The sequence below is a fragment of the Methylotuvimicrobium alcaliphilum 20Z genome (assembly GCF_000968535.2).
GTDB classification, from domain to species: Bacteria; Pseudomonadota; Gammaproteobacteria; order Methylococcales; family Methylomonadaceae; genus Methylotuvimicrobium; species Methylotuvimicrobium alcaliphilum.
Genome location: NC_016112.1, coordinates 2,062,975 through 2,082,612 on the forward strand (window position 1 = coordinate 2,062,975; position 19,638 = coordinate 2,082,612).

A 19,638-nucleotide genomic window follows, 5' to 3' on the forward strand; every position below is an offset into this window, starting at 1 on the left:
AAAGCTGACTCGGTCAATTTTTTTTCCGCGATCAATCTAAATTGTCGGTGACGGCGCCTTTCGAAGCCGAACTGGTCAATTTGGCAAATTTCGCTAATACGCCGCGCGTGTATTTTGGAGCCGGTTGTTGCCATTTTTCCATGCGGCGGTTCATTTCGTGCTCGTTGATATGTAGCGTCAATTCGTTGTTTTCAGCATCGATCGTAATGGAATCGCCGTCTTGAACGATGGCTAGCGGACCGCCGGTGAAGGCCTCAGGGGTGATATGTCCGACCACGAAGCCGTGCGTGCCGCCTGAAAACCGTCCGTCGGTGATCAAGGCGACGTCTTTGCCTAGCCCTTTGCCCATGACAGCCGAAGTTGGCGACAACATTTCGCGCATACCGGGGCCGCCTTTCGGGCCTTCGTAACGAATCACGATGACGTCGCCTTTGACGATGTCGCCATTCAAAATGCTTTGCAATGCCTGCTCTTCGGCATCGAATACTTTCGCTTTGCCGGTAAACAATAAACCTTCCTTGCCGGTGATTTTCGCAACCGCGCCTTCCGGAGCCAGATTGCCGTATAAAACAACCAAATGACTGTCTTTTTTAATAGGGTTGTCGAAGGAATGGATCATGTCCTGACCTTCAGGATACGGTTGTACGTCGGCAAGATTCTCGGCCAGCGTTTTGCCGGTGACAGTCAAGCAATCGCCGTGCAGTAAACCGCGGTCCAGTAGGGCTTTCATCAGCGGTTGAATGCCGCCGATTTCAATCAGCTCGGCCATTTGATATTTTCCGCTCGGCTTCAGGTCGGCCAGCATCGGAACGTTTTTGCCGATGCGGGTGAAATCGTCGAGCGTAACATCGACGCCGGTTGCATTGGCCATTGCGATCAAATGTAGCACCGAATTAGTCGAGCCGCCGAGTGCGATAACGATAGTGATCGCATTTTCGAAGGCTTCTTTGGTCATGATGTCGCGCGGTTTGATGTCTTTAGCGAGCAATTCGAGCACGGCCGCGCCGGCGCGTTCGCAGTCGAGGCGTTTGTCTTCGGAAACTGCGGCTTGCGCCGAGCTGTTCGGTAAACTCATGCCTAGCGCTTCGATCGCCGAAGCCATCGTGTTCGCGGTGTACATGCCGCCGCAGGAGCCCGCGCCGGGTATTGCTTTCGCTTCGATTTGAGCGAGTTCTTCGTCGTCGATTTTATTGTTTGCGCGAGCGCCGACCGCTTCGAAAACCGAGACGACATCGAGTTTTTTATCTTTATGGCATCCCGGGAGAATCGTACCGCCATAAACGAAAATAGCCGGGCGGTTTAGGCGCGATAATGCGATCATGCAGCCGGGCATGTTTTTATCGCAACCGCCGATCGCAACGACGCCGTCGAAACCCTGGCAGCCGACCACCGTTTCAATCGAGTCGGCAATGACTTCACGGGAAACCAGCGAGTATTTCATGCCTTCGGTACCCATCGAAATACCGTCGGAGATTGTGATGGTATTGAAAATAACCGCTTTGCCGCCGGATTTGTCGACGCCTCGCGCGGCATCGTCGGCGAGCCGATTAATGTGCATGTTACAGGGGGTTACCATGCTCCAAGTTGAAGCGACGCCGATTTGCGGTTTTTTGAAGTCTTCATTTTTGAAGCCGACTGCATGCAACATTGCGCGGCTTGGCGCGCGCTCCATGCCGTCAACGACTTGTGATGAAAAGCGTCTTGCGGATTTGTCACCTGAATTTGCCATCTGAATTCCTGATGTGTTCAATTGTTAATAGTAGATTGGGGTATCAAGTTAAAGCGGTTCCTTAGGATTGCGCTAAAAAATAACTTCCGGGAGTTATGAGCTTTGTCGAAGATTCGGTTACTTGCCCCAGTCCTATCCCGGAGGCATTTACTCAAGTTGTTATGTGCGCGCATTTACTTTCGCCCTCATTCCTTAAAACGTATCCCAACTGCTGGTTCGTCGTCCTAGGCTTAGTTTCGGTAATATAAAACCGAGTAAAACGCCTCCTAATGCGAGTATTCCGCCATAGAGAAACCAGTCTTGATGAGCGTTATCGCGTAAGGCTTGGTTTTCTCGTTTAAGTTGCTGTAACTCGCGTTCGGCTGAAACGACGCGTTCTTGAAATTGATCGCGTTGGTTTTTAATGTCGATAGCGCTTGACGAGATTTGTTTAATTTCGGCAAGTTCCATCATCAATTGGTTGCGTTCGGCCATTAATGTCTCGCTAGATTTAACGGTCTCTTGCAATGAGGTTAACTCGGATGTCAGTCCGGCATTATCATTTTGAAGTTGTTCGATTTTTTTATTTGCTTGTTCAAGTAGATGACTGTCGGGCGGCGAAGTTTTTAAAAAACGAGTTAAAATGTAGCCTTCGATACCTTTATTTGTTCTAACATAAGAATACCCAGAGCTGAGGTCTTCGATCAGTGTCAACGGCGTGCCGGAGCGAAGCATTCGCAAAATTTTACTGCGTTCGTTTTCGGCGACTCTGAGAGTTAATTCTAAGTCGTCGGTCACATAAACGGTTTTTGCTTGAGCAGCATTGATAACGATTGCGGAGAGAATGATAGCGTATACTAATTTTTTCACGTGTATCCTTGATGCAGGCATGGTTGCATTATTGTATAGGAGTCGGTCAAATTTTACTTGTCACTCATTAATAATTCCAGCAAAGCCTTTTGTGCGTGTAGACGATTTTCCGCTTCGGGGAAGACGACGCTTTGAGGACCATCGATGACTTCGGCTGCGACTTCTTCGTTTCGATGTGCGGGGAGGCAATGCATGAAAAGTGCGTCTTGGTTTGCCGCATTCATGACTCGTTCGCTGACTTGATAATCTTTGAAAGCTATTTCGCGTTGTTTTTGTTCTTCTTCGTGGCCCATGCTGGCCCAAACATCGGTAACAATCAAGTCTGAAGCTTCTGCCGCTTCTTCTGGAGAATTAAAAAACTCAATGTGCGACCGTCCGGTTTCTACTATTGCCGGGTTCGGTTCATAGCCCTGCGGGCAGGCAATATGTAATTTAAAATTCAATAACTTTGCAGCGTTTATATAGGAGTGGCACATGTTATTGCCGTCCCCAATCCAGGTAACGGTCTTACCTTCTATGTCGCCGCGATATTCGAAATAAGTTTGCATATCGGCAAGTAGCTGGCAAGGGTGTAGAAGATCGGTAAGGCCATTGATGACCGGTACGCTGGAGTATTTTGCGATCGTGGTGACCGTTTCATGTTTAAAAGTTCTCAACATGATGCCGTCGACCATGCTTGAGATGACTTTTGCGCTGTCTTGCAAAGGTTCGCCGCGGCCAAGTTGCGTGTCGCGCGGCGATAGAAATAAAGCCGAACCGCCCAAGTGGATCATGCCGGTTTCGAACGAGATACGAGTTCGTGTCGAGGATTTTTCAAAAATCATGGCAAGAACTTTACCTTTTAAAGGTTGATAGTTCGGATCACGATATTTTTTTAGCTCGATTGCCCGATCGATTAAGGTTCGAAATTCGGTCGAAGTTAGATCATTTAGGCTAATAAAGTGTCTAGGGTTCATTGGCTTGATGTTTTTCCGTGAATTCTTGGATGACGGCGGTTAGTGTTTCCACCAGTCTTTCGATTTGTTGCGCGTCGATGATCAGCGGCGGTAATAACCTTATGGTTTTCTCATTAGTCACGTTGATCAACAATCCTTTTGACAAGGCGTTGCTGACGAGCTCGCCGCAAGGCACCGATAATTCGACGCCGATCATTAAGCCTTTGTGACGAATTTCTACGATCTTATTGTTGCCAACCAAGAGTTCATCGAGCTTGGACGCGATCATTCGTCCTTTGATTTCGGCTTGTTCGATCAAATGGCCGTCATTTAATTCGTTCAATACGGCTAGAGCTGCGCTACAAGCTAAAGGATTGCCGCCAAAAGTCGAGCCGTGAGTGCCCGGCGTCAAAATTTGCTCGGCTTTTCCTCTCGCTAAGCAGGCACCGATTGGAACGCCGTTAGCGAGCGCCTTAGCGAGTGTGCAAACATCGGGGAGAATGTCGTTATGCTGGTAAGCTAAAAACTTGCCGGTACGGCCAATGCCGGTCTGGATTTCATCCAGCATCATCAATAAATCGTGCCGGTCGCATAGTGTGCGGATGTTATTGAGATAATCCGGTGCGGGGATATTAACCCCGCCTTCGCCTTGAATCGGTTCTATAAGAATGGCAACTACATTGCTATGTTGTTGCAAGGCGTTTTTAATCGCGGTAATGTCGTTATATGGTACTCGAATGAAGCCCTCAACCAGTGGCGCGAAACCTTGCTGAATCTTGGTGTTCCCAGTAGCGCTAAGCGTCGCCAAGGTTCTGCCGTGAAAGCTTTTTTCCATGACGATGATGGCGGGATTTTCTATGTCTTTTTGATGACCGTATCGGCGTGCTATTTTAATAGCCGCTTCATTGGCTTCGGCGCCCGAATTGCAGAAAAAGGCATTATCCATCCCGCTTAGAGCCGTTAACCGATCGGCGAGTTGTTCTTGTAAATCGATACGGTATAAATTGGATGTGTGAACCAACTTCGCGCTTTGCTCACAGATGGCTTTATGTATGGAAGGATGGGCATGGCCCAGGTTGCATACTGCAATGCCGGAGAGGGCGTCCAGATAACAATTGCCTTGTTGGTCCCAAAGCCAAGCGCCTTCGCCTCTATCCAAGGAAATGCTTAAACGTCCGTAAGTTGGCATAATGTGGCCGGTCATTAATTACACCTTACCTATAAATGCAAAAAGGCGGCTAAAAGCCGCCTGTAAGAAAACCGATGATTATATGTTTGATAACCGGGCTAATCAATAGTATTGCTATAAAAAGAAGCTTTTTTAACAAGGCAAATCTTGATAGTATTACTGGGTTTTTTATAATTAACGAGTAATTTCTATGGATGTAATAAGCAGAATTAAAGATCAGATTGAAAATAATCCGGTAGTACTCTACATGAAAGGTACTCCCGATTTTCCACAATGCGGATTTTCCGGTCGCTCGGTGCAAGTATTGCGCGCCTGCAAGGCCGATTTCACGTTTGTTAATATTTTCGAAGACCCTGAACTCAGGGAAGCGTTGAAAGAATATTCCAGTTGGCCGACTTATCCTCAGCTTTATATCAAAGGCCAATTAGTTGGCGGTTGCGATATCATTCTCGATTTATATAACACGGGTGAGTTAGTCAAGTTGTTGCAGGATGCTGAAGCCATTAGCGCTTAATTTTTTTTGCCGGCCATGGATGGCGAGAGGCTTTTATGTCCTTGTGTCCGGATCCCTGCAATCTTTGCCGGGATGTCGCTTTCAAGGTCGTTTCAACTACTAAGGAATATGCACAAATTTACTTCTACAAGTTTTAGGCGCTGTGGAGGTTCGGCGACTCGCTTGACAGGACGCCGTGAATACATCCATGTAGGCTCGACGGCGGCTATCCCTGCCGCCGACGCCTGTCAATCGAGCCTCCGAACCCCTTTCGGTATTTGTCGAAGTTATTTTATGCTCGTTCCTAACGCAAGCATAGCCTTATGTGCCGGGTAAATTCTTAATCGCTACCTCTAGCTTTCGGCTATGTCCGAGCCGAATTTCATCTCGGTGTCAGACTCTAACGATTCCAGTTTTTTCCAGCGGTTGACGATTTTGCAAAACAGTGTAGCCGTTTGTTCGGCATCGTATAAAGCTGAATGGGCTTGGTCGCTATCCCAATTTAATCCAGCTGCGGCGGCAATTTTTGCCAGTACCGTTTGCTGATAGACTAGACCGCCTAATGTTGCGGTATCGAAAGTGCTGAAAGGATGAAATGGACTACGTTTGATTTGCGTTCTTTGGATTGCCGCATTTAAAAAACTAATATCGAAAGCGGGATTGTGGCCAACCAGTATCGCTCGGGTGCAGTCATTTCTTTTTACGGCCTTTTTGATGGGTTTGAATAGTTTATCCAGCGCATCTTTTTCTTGAATAGCCATGCGGAAAGGATGGTATGGATCTATTTTGTTGAATTTTAGAGCGGATTCGTCTAATTCGGAGTTTTGAAAAGGAATGACATGACATGCGTGACGCTCGGTGATTTCAAGGTTACCGTGATTGTTTAATTCCACGATAACCGCTGCAATTTCCAGTAACGGATTTTTTTTGGGGTTGAAGCCCCCGGTTTCAATGTCGACAATTACAGGAAGGTAGCCTCGGAAGCGACTTCCTAGAGGAGTTATGGTTTTTTCCATCGATACATAAGAATTGAGAAAAATTTGAAAAAAGGAGTAGCGGCAAGTTTATTGCCAATGCTCGAAAGGGCAGGGATATTGTGGTATGTTACGCGAAAAACACCGAATAATAAAAATTTAGGTATTGTGAGGCTGTATATGAATTTAAAACCAATGGTAATTCGTTTGGCGATGCCGGTATTGCTGAGTTCTGTGGTCGGATGCGCTTCGGCGCCCGCAGCTAGGATAGATGAAAGCGATCCGTGGGAAGGCTTTAACCGGAATATGCAAGTCTTTAACGATAATTTAGACGAGTATGCCATGAAGCCTCTTGCCAAAGGGTATCAATGGATTACTCCGTCTTTCGTTGATCGGGGTGTTACAAACTTTTTCAGTAATATCAACGATATCGGTGTTACCATTAACGATTTGTTTCAATTTAAACTGGCCCAGACGGGATCGGATGGCGCTCGTTTTCTTGTGAATACGGTGGCGGGTATCGGCGGTTTGTTTGATGTAGCGACAGAAATCGATTTGCCTAAACATAATGAGGATTTCGATCAAACTTTAGCGGTTTGGGGAGTGCCGTCAGGTCCATATTTGGTATTGCCGCTTTTTGGCCCGAGTTCTGTCAGAGGTGTATTCGGCCTTGTCGGCGATGCTGCTATGAATCCGATTAGTTATATCGATGGCGGTATCGTTTCCGGAACTTATGGTGCTATTGGGGGCGGTCTATTTGTATTGAATGCGGTCGATACTCGCGCCGACAATTTGAGCACAGCGAGAATTGCGACAGAAGCCGCTGTGGATCGATACGAATTCTTCAAAAATGCCTATATACAACAACGAGAATATTTGATTCTAGACGGGAATGTGCCCGAAAACGATTGGGATCTCGATGTTGATTTTAACAATTTCAATAACGAATATGTCGAACCGGATGAGATTTAACTGAAGAGACTTAGAGAAAAAGAACCATGGTCAAAATTCTTGCCTTTTCAGGCAGTGCTAGAAAAGATTCCTATAATCAGAAGTTAGTTGAGATTGCTGCTGGCGGAGCTCGACGTACGGGTGTGGAAGTTACTTTGATTAATTTAGCTGATTTTGAGATGCCTATTTTCAATGAGGATCTCGAAAAAAAAGAGGGAATGCCGGCGGCGGCTCGCGATTTTAAGTCGCTTCTAATCGCACACGACGGTTTTTTAATCGCATCGCCTGAATATAACAGCGCATTTAGTCCATTATTAAAAAATGCAATAGATTGGGCGTCGCGCCGGGAGGGTGATGAGTTGCCTTTGCTGGCATATCGTGGAAAATTAGCGGCAATTATGTCCGCTTCGCCTGGGGCCTTGGGTGGTTTGAGAGGCTTGGTGTTTTTAAGGTTGTTGTTGTCCAATATCGGTGTAACCGTTCAATCCGGTCAACAAGCGATAGGCAATGCTGCAAAAGCATTTAACGATGACGGTTCGTTGGTCGATTCCGTCCAACAAGATGCCGTCATCGAACTAGGCGTTAATTTAGCTCGGACACTGGCAAAATTAAAGTCTCCGGAATAGCGAAAAGTGATTCTTAACCGCATATTCGGAAATCGATTTTCTTAAGGATAAGGTAAAAATAACTTCCATAAATGGATCTGACGATTTGTACACATTCTGCGCAAGTTTATCGTTTCCATGCTCTGCGCTCGGCGTTATTCACATCTCTTTGATACTCTGTTGGCCATCATGCTTGTTCCTAAGATTTATTTTGTGGGGCCCCTGCTATCGTTACTTCGGAAGTCGGTCGAACGTCTTTCATTTCAGTTTCTCGATTTAGTAATGGGGATAATGTCGGTTCCAACGATTTGACAATTTGCACCGGTAGCGAACTGGTAAATCGGTAGTTTTCCGCGTCGGGTCCTTTAACATAAGCGGTAATGACACCAAAGAATCGATCCCCAAGGAAAAATGCAAAGGTTGCGGCGCGGCTGATGAATTTCGATTCGATCAACCGTCCACGTTCTCCCCACACTTGGCGCCGATGGTCGCCGGTGCCGGTTTTTCCGCCTATTGCGATTGGTTCGATATCGGAGTCTTTGTAAACGTTTCTTAAGCGTGTTGCCGTACCTCCTTCGACGACGTTAATCAGAGCATCACGGGTCACTTTTGCAATTTCGGGCGCAAAGACTCGCTGGCCATGAGCGGGTTGTCGACTCATGATGGTTTCATAGGGCGTGTCTTTTGCGAAATGAAGTTTTTCAAAACGAACTAGCGGTTGCCTGATGCCGTCGTTTTGTAGAATACCCATCAGCTCTGCTAATGCCGCCGGACGATCTCCCGACGCACCGATTGCGCTGGCATAGGAAGGCGTCAAATAACTGAAAGGGTAGCCCGTTCTTTGCCAAGCACGATGGATTGAGGTAAACGCTTCGATTTCCAGTAGCGTCATAATGCGCCGTTGTTGAGCGCTGGCACGGCGGCTCCTAAATAACCAGCGATAAACCTCCTGGCGTTGCTCCGTGCTGGCTTCTAGGATTTCTTCTCTGGTTGCGTTAGGGTGTTGAGCTAAATACCTGACTAACCAAAGTTCGAGGGGGTGGATTTTGGTGATGTAGCCTTGATCCTGTAAGTCGAAATTGGCCGGAGAGTATTTTTCGTGCAGTTTTTCGATTTTCTCATTGCCGAATGTGGAGGCGGATAGTTTTTTTTTCAGAAACTGTTCCAGCTCACCAATGCTTGCATCGGGATAAATCGATTGGTAGAGCATAGAAAGCCGAGATGCTTTGGCGTAAACGCGTTTTGTTAGCATAGCCAGCGCTTCTTCGGGCGACTTATCTTGATATTTTGCGTAGAACCGGCGCAAATATATACGTCCTTCACGGTCCGCGAAGCGTTGGAGATATTCCTTACGGCGAGGGTCGTCCGGAATTTCCAGCCATCGTGCGACGCCTCCCGGCCTGTATAGATGATGATAGACGACTTCGCGCATGAGTCGTATGAAGACTAAATTGACCGAGTCGCGCAGGGCATCGCGAACCGATAAGATTTTTTCGTTGTCTATCCGGCTGAAATTGCTAAAACGATGGATACCGCCTCCGGTATAAAAACTTTCTCCTGGGCTTGCCGAAAAACGCCTGTCTAGGGCCCGGTTCAATAAATCTTCCAATTGAATAGTAGGGTTGGCGCGAAGTTGATGGATTACCCAGGCGGAAATGTAGTCGCGTGAATGCAATTCGATTTTGTTGAATTCGGAGGTCGGGGTGTGTTTGTAAAGCTCGTAAACGTCGGTGATTAGTTCAAGGTAATGAACCATCGTTCTGAGTTTAGCGGTAGAACCTAGGTCGATCTTGATGCCTTCGTTGATATCTAGCGGTTGATCGTAATTATCGGTTTGTACGCGTAGCAAGTTGCCTTTTGGGCTTCGCTCGAACAGCATCAAGCTGTAAATAATAGGCGAGGGATCGTTGGTTTCATTTAATAATCTGAATCCGATAGCGCCCGCGGCTCGGGCTCCTTCTATTTCGCTCAAACGCCTTAGGGCTTGGCCGACTGCTTGCTGAGTATCAAAGTCGATAGTCGACGTTGCGGTCAAGTCAATTCGGTCTAATTCGTAGATCGAATTGACTCCCAGCGCTCTAGCTAATCGTGTCCGGAGTACGGCTTGGGTCTTTTTTTCGGTCATGAACTTGGCCGGCTCTGCAATTTCGCTGGTTTGGCGGGCAACGGATGCTTGTAATGAAGCATCGCGTAATGATGTTGAAATGAGGCCTTGTTCGGCCATGACTCTTAAATAGCTGTCGGTAAGATTTTGTAATGCTTTGAAACCGGTCTTAGAACCGAGTAGATCTGAGGGTCTGCGTTGCGATAGAAGCAAGCTGAGTACTTGCCGGTAGGCTTTGCCTTGTTCGGGGCTGACTGCTTGTTCAGGGTCGAAGGCGCTTGAAGCGAGCAGGCGATTGGTTTCTTCAAAATTCGCTCCGTACCAGGCCGATAATCCATCGCCCAAGCCATGAATTTCACCGAGTTTAGGCGTCGCAGCCAACGGCATCGAGTTTAGATATGAAAGCGCGATTTGTTTCCTCATTTCCCGGGTGTCGGGTCCCAACAAGTAAGCGCGTATCGAAGCGCTGACCATTTGTTGCAGTTTGTCTTTGATTGAGCGAGTATAGCCGTCCGGTGAATGACGGTATTTTTCTAACTGAGTCGCTAGGGTGCTTCCGCCCGGTACGTTGATGTTTGAGCCGAATTGCTTGGCAATGAATTGCATGCCGGCGAATCCTAGTCGACCCCATTCGACAGCCGGATTTACCGTAGGGAATTTGTCGTTGAGTAATTCACGGTTCTCAATAAATAACAAGGTGTTGAGAATAAGCGGAGGAATCGCATCAAAATGAGCATATCCGTAAGTCGGATACTGGGTGTTGAATAATTCGCGGTCTTTGTAATCGATGATGCGAAGCCCGGCTTGGATTTTTTCCTGATAGATGGGATTGAGCCCGTAGTCGTTTAATTGCAACATCACATCGGACGAGTTTGCCTGGGCCGAAATCTTGAAGCCATTGTTTTCTATGCGGGAGATCATGTCGGGCAACGAAGTATACCCGAGCCGCCGGTCATAAGGGCCTTGAGAAGGAAAACGAATTGACGAACTTGAGCCGGGTTCAAGTTTGAAGCTCAACTGTTTGGTAATCTCCGAAAGATATTGGGCTTGATAGCGGGAAGTTTCTATTTCCTCCTTGACTAAGATGATAAAAGTAAAGCTTAACCACGCCGCGCCGGTCCAAAAACTCAATACCAATAACCGGCGAATTTTTAGTTTAACATTTCGCATATTCTGTGGTTACCTTTAGTCAGGTCTTGTTGAGTTTGGGCCGTCCAAGTATGGGATAGGTCGATTCTTTAGGGGAAATATACCTTTCGCACTTCAAATTTCGGCAATGCCTGAGGAGGCATCGGAGTGCTGAGCCTTTGATGGACACCCCTGCGCCGAATTTTGATCTACGATGAGTATCATTGTCAAAAATTGATTTTAAACCCTTTATTAATTTTAAGTTAATGCAAAGAGGTATTTTTTAATGGAAAGTTCAGCCGCGTTGCCGGGGTCGCTAAAATAATTCCAATGCTCGATAGGTATTTTGATCGAAGAGTATAGCGACAGCTTTGCAGTAAGTAAAAATTGTTAATGACCAAATAGCGATAATTTCGTAGAATTAGCACAGTTTTGTCTTTTTTGTAACGGGATGGGTCTTGTGCGGCTCCTCCCGTTTTGCATATTTGAGGTAGCAGATTTTGAGTAAACCCGCATTACTGGTATTGGAGGATGGATCGGTTTTTAATGGCGTATCCATCGGAGTAGACGGTTGTTCCGTTGGAGAAGTCGTTTTTAATACTTCATTGACTGGATATCAGGAAATTTTGAGTGATCCATCTTACGCGCGTCAAATCGTAACATTGACATATCCGCATATCGGCAATGTCGGGACCAATATGGAAGATGATGAGTCTTCGAGCGTTTGTGCCAGCGGCTTGGTTATTCGGAATTTACCGTTGCAGGCTAGTAATTGGCGATGTGAGAAAACCTTGCAGGAATATTTGATCGACCGTAATGTGGTCGCGATTGCCGAGATCGATACACGTAAACTGACTCGCTTGTTACGCGATAAGGGTGCTCAGCGCGGTGCCGTTATTGCCGGCGATAACGCTGATGTCGAAATTGCCAAAAAAGCGATAGCCGCTTTTCCCGGCCTTAAAGGCATGGATTTAGCCAAGATAGTGACTGTCGATAAGTCATATGAATGGACGGAAGATGTTTGGGATCTCGACAAGGGGTATCAGTCGGCGACCAATTTGACCAAGCATGTCGTCGCTTTTGATTTCGGAATTAAGCGAAATATCCTGAGGTTGCTTGCCAATCGAGGCTGCAGAGTAACCGTAGTTCCTGCTCAGACACCTGCTGAGAAAGTATTGGCAATGAATCCGGACGGCGTGTTTTTATCAAACGGCCCCGGCGATCCCGAGCCATGCGATTATGCGATCGAAGCGATAAAAAAGATTCTCGATACCAAGGTGCCTGTTTTCGGTATTTGTCTCGGCCATCAATTATTGGCCTTAGCCAGCGGCGCAAAAACCGAGAAAATGAAATTCGGGCATCATGGAGCGAATCACCCCGTTCAAGATCTTGCGACCGGGCGGGTTATGATCAGTAGTCAAAACCATGGTTTTGCGGTCAACGAAGCGAGTTTGCCGATTCATTTAAAAGCGACTTTTCGTTCGCTTTTCGATGGCAGTCTGCAAGGCATAGAGCGAACCGATTGTCCGGCTTTCGGCTTTCAAGGGCATCCTGAGGCGAGCCCGGGACCGCAGGATGTCGAAAGCTTATTCGACCGTTTCGTCGACATGATGAATCAAGCCAAAACGCACTAAACCGCCACCGACATAGATTAGTTAAAAAATGCCAAAAAGAAGCGACATAAAATCGATTTTATTATTGGGCGCAGGCCCTATTGTTATCGGACAAGCTTGCGAATTCGATTATTCCGGCACGCAAGCGTGCAAGGCATTGCGCGAGGAAGGTTACCGGGTCATTCTGGTCAATTCCAATCCGGCGACGATCATGACCGACCCGGATATGGCCGATGTGGTCTATATCGAACCGATCGACTGGCAAACCGTCGAAAAAATTATAGAAAAAGAACGCCCTGACGCGATTTTGCCGACGATGGGCGGGCAGACCGCGTTGAATTGTGCGTTAGCGCTCGACAAGCACGGCGTCTTAGAAAAATACGGCGTGGAAATGATCGGTGCGACCAAAGAAGCGATCAATAAAGCCGAAGATCGGGAGCTGTTCAACCAGGCGATGCGTAAGATCGGCTTGGAAGTCGCAAAATCCAAAACGGCACACACTATGGAAGAAGCGCTGGCCGCGCAACAGGAAGTCGGCTATCCGACAATTATTCGTCCGTCTTTTACGATGGGCGGTAGCGGAGGCGGAATTGCCTACAACAAAGAAGAATTCATTGAAATTTGCGAGCGCGGATTGTATTTGTCGCCGACCAATGAATTGCTGATTGAAGAGTCGGTGTTGGGCTGGAAAGAATTCGAAATGGAAGTCGTGCGCGATTCGAAAGACAATTGCATCATCGTTTGTTCGATCGAAAATTTCGATCCGATGGGTGTGCATACTGGCGACTCTATTACTGTCGCCCCGGCGCAAACCTTGACCGACAAGGAATACCAAATATTACGTAACGTTTCGTTGGCCGTTTTGCGCGAAATCGGCGTTGATACCGGCGGATCGAACGTGCAGGTCGCGATCAATCCGGAAAACGGACGGATGGTCATTATCGAGATGAATCCGCGTGTTTCGCGATCGTCCGCTTTAGCCTCGAAAGCCACCGGTTTTCCGATTGCGAAGGTCGCGGCGAAACTCGCGGTCGGTTATACATTGGACGAGCTGCAAAACGAAATCACCGGCGGTGCTACGCCTGCCTCGTTTGAGCCGACGATCGATTATGTCGTGACCAAGGTGCCGCGCTTTACCTTCGAAAAATTCCCGCAAGCCGACGATCGATTGACGACACAAATGAAATCGGTCGGCGAAGTCATGGCGATCGGACGCTCGTTTCAAGAGTCTTTGCAAAAAGCCTTGCGTGGGCTTGAAGTCGACAAGACCGGCCTCGATGAGATTGTCGATTTAAATGCCGAGGATGCCAAGGAAATTTTACTCAAAGAAATGCGTCATCCGGGCGCCGAACGCTTATGGTATGTTGCCGATGCGTTTCGCAGCGGTATGTCGCTTGAAGAGATTCATGATATCTGCAAAATCGATCCCTGGTTTTTAGCGCAAATCGAAGACTTGCTGATTGCCGAAAAATCGTTGTCAACCAAAACCTTGGCGACTTTAGAGGAGGGTGAGCTCTATCGTTTGAAGCGCAAAGGGTTTTCCGATGCCAGGCTGGCAAAATTACTCGATACTAGCGAATCTGAAATTAGAAATGCTCGACATAAAAACAATATTCGTCCGGTTTATAAGCGCATAGATTCGTGCGCGGCTGAATTCTCATCCGATACCGCTTATTTATATTCGAGTTACGATGAAGAGTGCGAGGCACGGGTCAGCGATAAGGATAAAATTATTATTCTGGGCGGCGGTCCTAATCGAATCGGGCAGGGCATCGAGTTTGATTATTGCTGCGTGCATGCCGCATTGGCATTGCGTGAGGACGGTTATGAAACGATCATGATCAACTGCAACCCGGAAACCGTTTCGACCGATTTCGATACCTCCGATCGCTTGTATTTCGAGTCGTTGACCTTGGAAGATGTCTTGGAGATCATTCACCTCGAACAACCGAAGGGCGTGATCGTTCAATATGGCGGACAAACTCCGCTGAAACTGGCGCGCGCACTCGAGGCCGCCGGGGCTCCGATTATCGGTACGTCTCCCGATTCGATAGATTTGGCCGAGGACAGAGAACGCTTTCAAAAACTATTGGAAAGATTAGGCTTGAAACAACCGCCCAATGCAACGGCGCGTTCGGTCGAGCAGGCAATACTTTCGGCGCGGGAGCTGGGTTATCCGTTGGTGGTTAGGCCTTCTTATGTGTTAGGTGGTCGGGCAATGGAAATCGTTGTCAATGAAGAAGGCCTGCAGCGCTATATGAAAGAGGCTGTCAGTGTTTCTAACGATTCTCCGGTATTATTGGACCGTTTTCTCGATGATGCGGTTGAAATGGATGTCGATGCGATTTACGATGGCGAACGGGTGTTAATCGGCGGATTAATGGAGCATATCGAACAGGCGGGTGTTCATTCCGGTGATTCGGCTTGTTCGATACCTCCGTACGATTTACCTGCGGCTATTCAAAATCAGTTGCGCGAACAAGTCGCTAAAATGGCGGAAGCGTTAGGCGTCAAGGGTTTGATGAATACCCAGTTTGCAATTCAAGGTGATGATATATATGTTCTTGAAGTCAATCCTCGAGCATCAAGAACGGCGCCGTTCGTTTCCAAAGCAACGGGGTATCCGTTGGCCAAAATCGCTGCGCGCTGTATGGTTGGTAAATCTTTAGTTGAGCAAGGTATTACAAAAGAGCGTATACCTTCGTATTATTCGGTCAAGGAAGCGGTGTTTCCTTTCGTTAAATTCCCTGGTGTCGATCCCTTATTAGGGCCTGAAATGAAGTCGACCGGTGAGGTGATGGGGGTTGGAAAGACTTTTGGCGAAGCATTTGCCAAATCGCAACGTGCCGCCGGTATTGATTTAAGCCAAAGCGGGAAAGTATTGATTAGTATTCGTGATGCGGATAAGGCTAAGTTGCCTGAATTGGCTAAAATGCTGGTTGCGAAAGACTATCAAATCGTCGCGACTCGAGGGACGGCTAGAGTATTGAAAGAAGCGGGTATTCCTTGCGACGAAGTCTTCAAAGTCAACGAAGGTAGGCCGAATACCGTGGATATGATCAAAAACGACCAAATTCAATTAGTCGTCAACACCACTGATGGCAAAAAAGCTATTCACGACTCATTCACGATGCGAAGAGAAGCGTTGCAGCATCGGGTAACTTATTACACTACGATGGCTGGTGCGCGCGCCGCGTGTTATGCATTGGGAGAGTTGGCGGCGGGAACCGTGACTAGCTTGCAAGAACTTCACAAAAGCTTAATCGATGCCGATTAATTGCTCGCGTCTCTCAACAAGCTGAAAGATCTCTGTCAGCTTCCATTGTGAGCTGACAGTTGCTCTTAAGCGTCACATTGGCTTATTGCAACAAGTCATATGCCGACTCAATCCGACTATTTTTACCAGGGAAATTCTTTTTGCTTGGTAACTACAATAAATTAAAGGAGTTGTATCCATGAATAAAGTACCTCTAACAGTTACCGGAGCCAAGAAATTACGAGAGGAGCTAGACGAGCTGAAATCCGTGGTGCGTCCCAGAATCATCAAGGCCATTGCTGAAGCCAGGGAGCACGGAGATCTGAAGGAAAATGCCGAATATCATGCTGCGCGCGAACAGCAAAGTTTTGCCGAGGGGCGCATCGCCGAGATTGAAGGAAAATTGTCCAATGCTCAAATTATCGATGTCACTAAATTGGATGCCAACGGTAAAGTCGTATTCGGTGCAACCGTTGAAATTGAAGAGCTTGAAAGCGGTGAAACCGTTACTTATCAAATCGTCGGCGAAGACGAAGCCGATATCAAAGCCGGTCGTATCTCCGTTGGCTCTCCGATAGCGCGGGCCTTGATAGGCAAAGAAGCAGAGGATGTAGTCATCGTTAAAGCGCCAGGCGGCGATATCGAATACGAAATCCTTTCGATTCAGTATATTTAACGATCTTGCGAAACGGCGGGCGGTTTGCGCGTTGCCCGCCCATACGCTTATTTCTCAGGATTAAGTCGATGAATAACAAGAATCTGGCCTATGCTTTGAACGAAATCGGCTCCGGTTTGTGTACAAATTTCCTGTTGTATCTTTTTTCGATCGTCGCGTTCGGCGCGTATTTTTACTTTAATGAGTTCATGACTATTGAGCGCAATATCCATTTCAGCCAAAACGCTTTGCGTTAAGCCTGAATGGCCTATTATGACAACCGGTTTCAGGCTGTGGGCTTGGGCTTTGAGTTGTTTTCTTTCGGCAGGGGTCACTCTGTGTTTCCTTAGCTATAAATAAAACGCGAATTTTACACGATTTACGATATGGCACGAAGTAAAAGCAGTAGTCGCTGGTTACAGGAACATTTTCACGATGAATACGTCAAAATGGCTCAAGCGCAAGGATGGCGTTCTCGCGCGGTTTTTAAGTTAATTGAAATACAAGAAAAGGACAAAATCATAAAGCCCGGAATGAATATCGTCGATTTAGGTGCGGCACCGGGCGGCTGGTCTCAATATGCCCGGCGCATTATCGGACAAAAGAATAAGATCGTTGCTTTGGATATATTGCCGATGGATCCATTGGAAAATGTCGATTTTATTCAAGGCGACTTTCGCGAACTTGCGGTGTTGGAACAGTTGCAAGCCGTGTTGGCCGGGGCGACTGTCGACTTGGTCATGTCGGATATGGCGCCGAATATGACCGGCAATAAAGGCGTTGATCAGCCTAATTCCATGTATTTATGCGAACTTGCGCTTGATACTGCGCGCTCGATTTTAAATCGCGGCGGTTCATTTTTAGTCAAGGTTTTTCAGGGTGAAGGATACGAAAGTTTCCTTAAAGATACCCGGCAAAGTTTTTCATCGGTTGCGATCAGAAAGCCGAAAGCCTCTAGATCAAGAAGTAATGAAGTATATATTTTAGGGAAAGGGTTTAAATAAGCTGATTGAGTCACCATGTTAATGAATGGGAGTGGCGAAAATCAATAACAACGATCAGGAACGCAGATTCCTGATACAATTGCAATGTTTTTAAACCGAGGGCCTGATAAGGTCAGAGGCTAGTAACTTGAACGATATGTTAAAAAATGTAATTTTATGGGTTGTTATCGCCGTCGTATTGATGTCGGTATTCAACAATTTCGCTCCGCGTGGTGACCGCGGCGATCTTACGCTGTCTTATACGCAGTTCATACAAGCGGTTAAAATGGGGCAGGTTCAACAGGTTTCAATCAATGACAATGTCGTTAAGGGAAAAATGCAAACCGGCGAGACGTTTCGCACCTATGCGCCGAACGATCCGCATTTAGTCGATGATTTGCTCGAAGGCGGGGTTGACATCAAAGCCTTGCCGCCTGAGCAACCTTCCTTCTTGATGCAGCTTCTGGTCTCATTCGGCCCAATTTTGTTATTGATTGCGGTCTGGGTCTTTTTTATGCGACAAATGCAAGGCGGAGGCGCCGGCGGCAAAGGAGCCATGTCTTTCGGGAAAAGCAAGGCGCGTATGCTCGAGGAAGACCAGATTAAAGTGACATTCTCCGATGTCGCAGGATGTGACGAGGCTAAAGAAGAAGTTGCCGAAATGGTCGATTTTCTAAAGGATCCGGCTAAATATCAAAAACTCGGCGGAAAAATTCCGCGAGGCGCATTGATGGTGGGTCCGCCCGGTACCGGCAAAACGTTATTGGCTAGGGCTATTGCCGGCGAAGCAAAAGTGCCGTTTTTTACCATCTCCGGTTCCGATTTTGTCGAAATGTTCGTCGGTGTCGGCGCGTCTCGAGTTCGCGATATGTTCGAGCAGGCAAAAAAACATGCACCTTGCATTATCTTTATCGATGAGATCGATGCCGTGGGTCGCCAACGCGGCGCAGGATTAGGCGGCGGGCATGACGAACGCGAACAAACCTTAAATCAGTTGTTAGTCGAGATGGACGGTTTTGAAGGGAACGAAGGTGTCATTGTGATCGCAGCGACTAATCGCCCGGATGTATTGGATAAAGCTTTATTACGTCCTGGGAGATTCGATCGTCAAGTCACGGTCGGTTTACCCGATGTGAAAGGGCGAGAGCAGATTTTGAATGTGCACATGAAGAAAGTTCCTGCTGCCGATGATGTCGTTATCAAATATATCGCGCAAGGAACGCCCGGTTTTTCCGGTGCGGATTTGGCTAATCTGGTTAACGAAGCCGCATTGTGTGCCGCCCGAGCCAACAAACGATTGATCAGTATGTTCGATTTAGAAAAAGCGAAAGACAAGATCATCATGGGCGCGGAACGTCGCTCGATGGTAATGAGCGACAAAGAGAAAAAAATGACGGCTTATCATGAAGCCGGGCATGCTATTGTCGGACGTCTGGTGCCTGATCACGACCCGGTCTACAAGGTAAGCATCATGCCGCGTGGACGCGCCTTAGGGGTGACGATGTTTCTTCCTGAAAGCGATCAATACAGCATTAGTAAACGTAAACTCGACAGCATGATTTCGAGTTTGTATGGCGGACGAATTGCCGAGGAAATGATTTTCGGTTGGGAGGAAGTCAGCACCGGCGCATCCAATGATATCGAGCGTGCGACCGAGTTGGCCAGAAACATGGTTACGAAATGGGGCTTATCGCAACGTCTCGGTCCTTTGGCTTATAGCGAAGAAGAAGGCGAGGTGTTTCTGGGTCGGTCTGTTACGCAGCATAAGTCGGTTGCCGAGGAAACCTCGCATACGATCGACGAAGAAATTCGCTCGATTATCGATAGGAACTACGAGCGCGCAGAAAAAATTCTAAAAGAAAACGAAGATATCTTGCATGCTATGGCCGACGCTTTGGTGAAGTACGAAACGATCGATAAAGCACAGCTCGACGATTTGTTGTCAAGAAAACCGGTTAGGCCTCCCCAAGGCTGGGAAGACCCATCCCCACCGCAAGGCGGCGCCAAAGGAGGTAGTCTAGCCGATGCTAAAGATTCCGAGCCGCCTTTGAGCGATGCCGCCGAACAAGGCCAATAATCTTTTCGGAAGCAAGTGAAAAGGAGAGTCGGTGCCGGCTCTCCTTTTTTATTATTTTGAAACAAGCATGCTTTTTAACCAATAAGTAATAAACGGG

The 19,638-nt window shown here is 47.4% G+C and carries 15 protein-coding genes; 8 read left to right on the forward strand and 7 right to left on the reverse strand.

The window, feature by feature from the left end; genetic code table 11:
• Nucleotides 1-31: 31 nt before the first annotated feature.
• From ilvD to MEALZ_RS08805, 4 genes are all read right to left on the reverse strand, one after another.
• A complete protein-coding gene (gene ilvD, locus MEALZ_RS08790) occupies nucleotides 32-1,729 on the reverse strand; it encodes a dihydroxy-acid dehydratase (RefSeq protein ID WP_014148274.1) in 1,698 nt (565 codons plus the stop codon).
• 192 nt (nucleotides 1,730-1,921) lie between these two features.
• On the reverse strand, nucleotides 1,922-2,578 hold the full coding sequence (locus tag MEALZ_RS08795) for a TIGR04211 family SH3 domain-containing protein (protein ID WP_014148275.1): 657 nt from the start codon (nucleotides 2,576-2,578) through the stop codon (nucleotides 1,922-1,924).
• Between the two features lie 53 nt (nucleotides 2,579-2,631).
• The gene (argF, locus tag MEALZ_RS08800) at nucleotides 2,632-3,534 is read right to left on the reverse strand and encodes an ornithine carbamoyltransferase (RefSeq protein WP_014148276.1); all 903 of its coding nucleotides are present in this window, start codon (nucleotides 3,532-3,534) and stop codon (nucleotides 2,632-2,634) included.
• Nucleotides 3,524-4,717: an acetylornithine transaminase gene (locus MEALZ_RS08805; RefSeq protein ID WP_014148277.1), complete on the reverse strand. Its 1,194-nt coding sequence runs from the start codon at nucleotides 4,715-4,717 to the stop codon at nucleotides 3,524-3,526. Before MEALZ_RS08805 ends, argF begins: the two co-directional genes overlap by 11 nt.
• Nucleotides 4,718-4,892: 175 nt before the next feature.
• Between MEALZ_RS08805 and grxD the strand changes: the two genes are divergently transcribed.
• Nucleotides 4,893-5,216, forward strand: coding sequence for a Grx4 family monothiol glutaredoxin (grxD, locus tag MEALZ_RS08810; protein ID WP_014148278.1), 324 nt, complete (start codon nucleotides 4,893-4,895; stop codon nucleotides 5,214-5,216).
• Between the two features lie 332 nt (nucleotides 5,217-5,548).
• Here the strand turns inward: grxD and rnt are convergent, their stop codons facing one another.
• Complete coding sequence (rnt, locus tag MEALZ_RS08815; protein WP_014148279.1) at nucleotides 5,549-6,211, reverse strand: ribonuclease T; 663 nt, start codon at nucleotides 6,209-6,211, stop codon at nucleotides 5,549-5,551.
• Nucleotides 6,212-6,349: 138 nt separating this feature from the next.
• Between rnt and MEALZ_RS08820 the strand changes: the two genes are divergently transcribed.
• Both MEALZ_RS08820 and MEALZ_RS08825 read left to right on the forward strand, forming a co-directional pair.
• A complete protein-coding gene (locus MEALZ_RS08820) occupies nucleotides 6,350-7,141 on the forward strand; it encodes an MlaA family lipoprotein (RefSeq protein ID WP_014148280.1) in 792 nt (263 codons plus the stop codon).
• Nucleotides 7,142-7,167: 26 nt separating this feature from the next.
• Nucleotides 7,168-7,746: an NADPH-dependent FMN reductase gene (locus MEALZ_RS08825; protein ID WP_014148281.1), complete on the forward strand. Its 579-nt coding sequence runs from the start codon at nucleotides 7,168-7,170 to the stop codon at nucleotides 7,744-7,746.
• 178 nt (nucleotides 7,747-7,924) lie between these two features.
• Here the strand turns inward: MEALZ_RS08825 and MEALZ_RS08830 are convergent, their stop codons facing one another.
• A complete protein-coding gene (locus tag MEALZ_RS08830) occupies nucleotides 7,925-10,999 on the reverse strand; it encodes a transglycosylase domain-containing protein (protein WP_014148282.1) in 3,075 nt (1,024 codons plus the stop codon).
• Between the two features lie 458 nt (nucleotides 11,000-11,457).
• Between MEALZ_RS08830 and carA the strand changes: the two genes are divergently transcribed.
• From carA to greA, 3 genes are all read left to right on the forward strand, one after another.
• Nucleotides 11,458-12,591, forward strand: a complete 1,134-nt coding sequence (gene carA / locus MEALZ_RS08835; RefSeq protein ID WP_014148283.1) for a glutamine-hydrolyzing carbamoyl-phosphate synthase small subunit — start codon at nucleotides 11,458-11,460, stop codon at nucleotides 12,589-12,591.
• A gap of 28 nt (nucleotides 12,592-12,619) precedes the next feature.
• Nucleotides 12,620-15,847 carry a carbamoyl-phosphate synthase large subunit gene (gene carB, locus MEALZ_RS08840; RefSeq protein WP_014148284.1) on the forward strand — a complete coding sequence of 1,076 codons (3,228 nt, stop codon included), beginning with the start codon at nucleotides 12,620-12,622 and terminating at the stop codon, nucleotides 15,845-15,847.
• Nucleotides 15,848-16,025: 178 nt separating this feature from the next.
• Complete coding sequence (gene greA, locus MEALZ_RS08845) at nucleotides 16,026-16,502, forward strand: transcription elongation factor GreA (protein ID WP_014148285.1); 477 nt, start codon at nucleotides 16,026-16,028, stop codon at nucleotides 16,500-16,502.
• A gap of 47 nt (nucleotides 16,503-16,549) precedes the next feature.
• On the opposite strand, the gene MEALZ_RS08850 is transcribed toward greA, so the two are convergent.
• A complete protein-coding gene (locus MEALZ_RS08850) occupies nucleotides 16,550-16,816 on the reverse strand; it encodes a YhbY family RNA-binding protein (RefSeq protein WP_014148286.1) in 267 nt (88 codons plus the stop codon).
• A 51-nt stretch (nucleotides 16,817-16,867) separates the two neighbouring features.
• Here MEALZ_RS08850 and rlmE point away from each other — a divergent pair, with 51 nt between their 5' ends.
• The gene (gene rlmE, locus MEALZ_RS08855; RefSeq protein ID WP_014148287.1) at nucleotides 16,868-17,485 is read left to right on the forward strand and encodes a 23S rRNA (uridine(2552)-2'-O)-methyltransferase RlmE; all 618 of its coding nucleotides are present in this window, start codon (nucleotides 16,868-16,870) and stop codon (nucleotides 17,483-17,485) included.
• Between the two features lie 136 nt (nucleotides 17,486-17,621).
• Nucleotides 17,622-19,541: an ATP-dependent zinc metalloprotease FtsH gene (gene ftsH, locus MEALZ_RS08860; protein WP_014148288.1), complete on the forward strand. Its 1,920-nt coding sequence runs from the start codon at nucleotides 17,622-17,624 to the stop codon at nucleotides 19,539-19,541.
• The last annotated feature ends 97 nt before the right edge of the window (nucleotides 19,542-19,638 follow it).

Bases quoted from the DNA above. Each gene is read 5' to 3' on its own strand.
- ilvD (WP_014148274.1), bottom strand. From the start codon at position 1,729: ATGGCAAATTCAGGTGACAAATCCGCAAGACGCTTTTCATCACAAGTC.
- argF (WP_014148276.1), bottom strand. From the start codon at position 3,534: ATGAACCCTAGACACTTTATTAGCCTAAATGATCTAACTTCGACCGAA.
- MEALZ_RS08805 (WP_014148277.1), bottom strand. From the start codon at position 4,717: ATGACCGGCCACATTATGCCAACTTACGGACGTTTAAGCATTTCCTTG.
- grxD (WP_014148278.1), top strand. From the start codon at position 4,893: ATGGATGTAATAAGCAGAATTAAAGATCAGATTGAAAATAATCCGGTA.
- rnt (WP_014148279.1), bottom strand. From the start codon at position 6,211: ATGGAAAAAACCATAACTCCTCTAGGAAGTCGCTTCCGAGGCTACCTT.
- MEALZ_RS08820 (WP_014148280.1), top strand. From the start codon at position 6,350: ATGAATTTAAAACCAATGGTAATTCGTTTGGCGATGCCGGTATTGCTG.
- MEALZ_RS08825 (WP_014148281.1), top strand. From the start codon at position 7,168: ATGGTCAAAATTCTTGCCTTTTCAGGCAGTGCTAGAAAAGATTCCTAT.
- MEALZ_RS08830 (WP_014148282.1), bottom strand. From the start codon at position 10,999: ATGCGAAATGTTAAACTAAAAATTCGCCGGTTATTGGTATTGAGTTTT.
- carB (WP_014148284.1), top strand. From the start codon at position 12,620: ATGCCAAAAAGAAGCGACATAAAATCGATTTTATTATTGGGCGCAGGC.
- greA (WP_014148285.1), top strand. From the start codon at position 16,026: ATGAATAAAGTACCTCTAACAGTTACCGGAGCCAAGAAATTACGAGAG.
- rlmE (WP_014148287.1), top strand. From the start codon at position 16,868: ATGGCACGAAGTAAAAGCAGTAGTCGCTGGTTACAGGAACATTTTCAC.
- ftsH (WP_014148288.1), top strand. From the start codon at position 17,622: ATGTTAAAAAATGTAATTTTATGGGTTGTTATCGCCGTCGTATTGATG.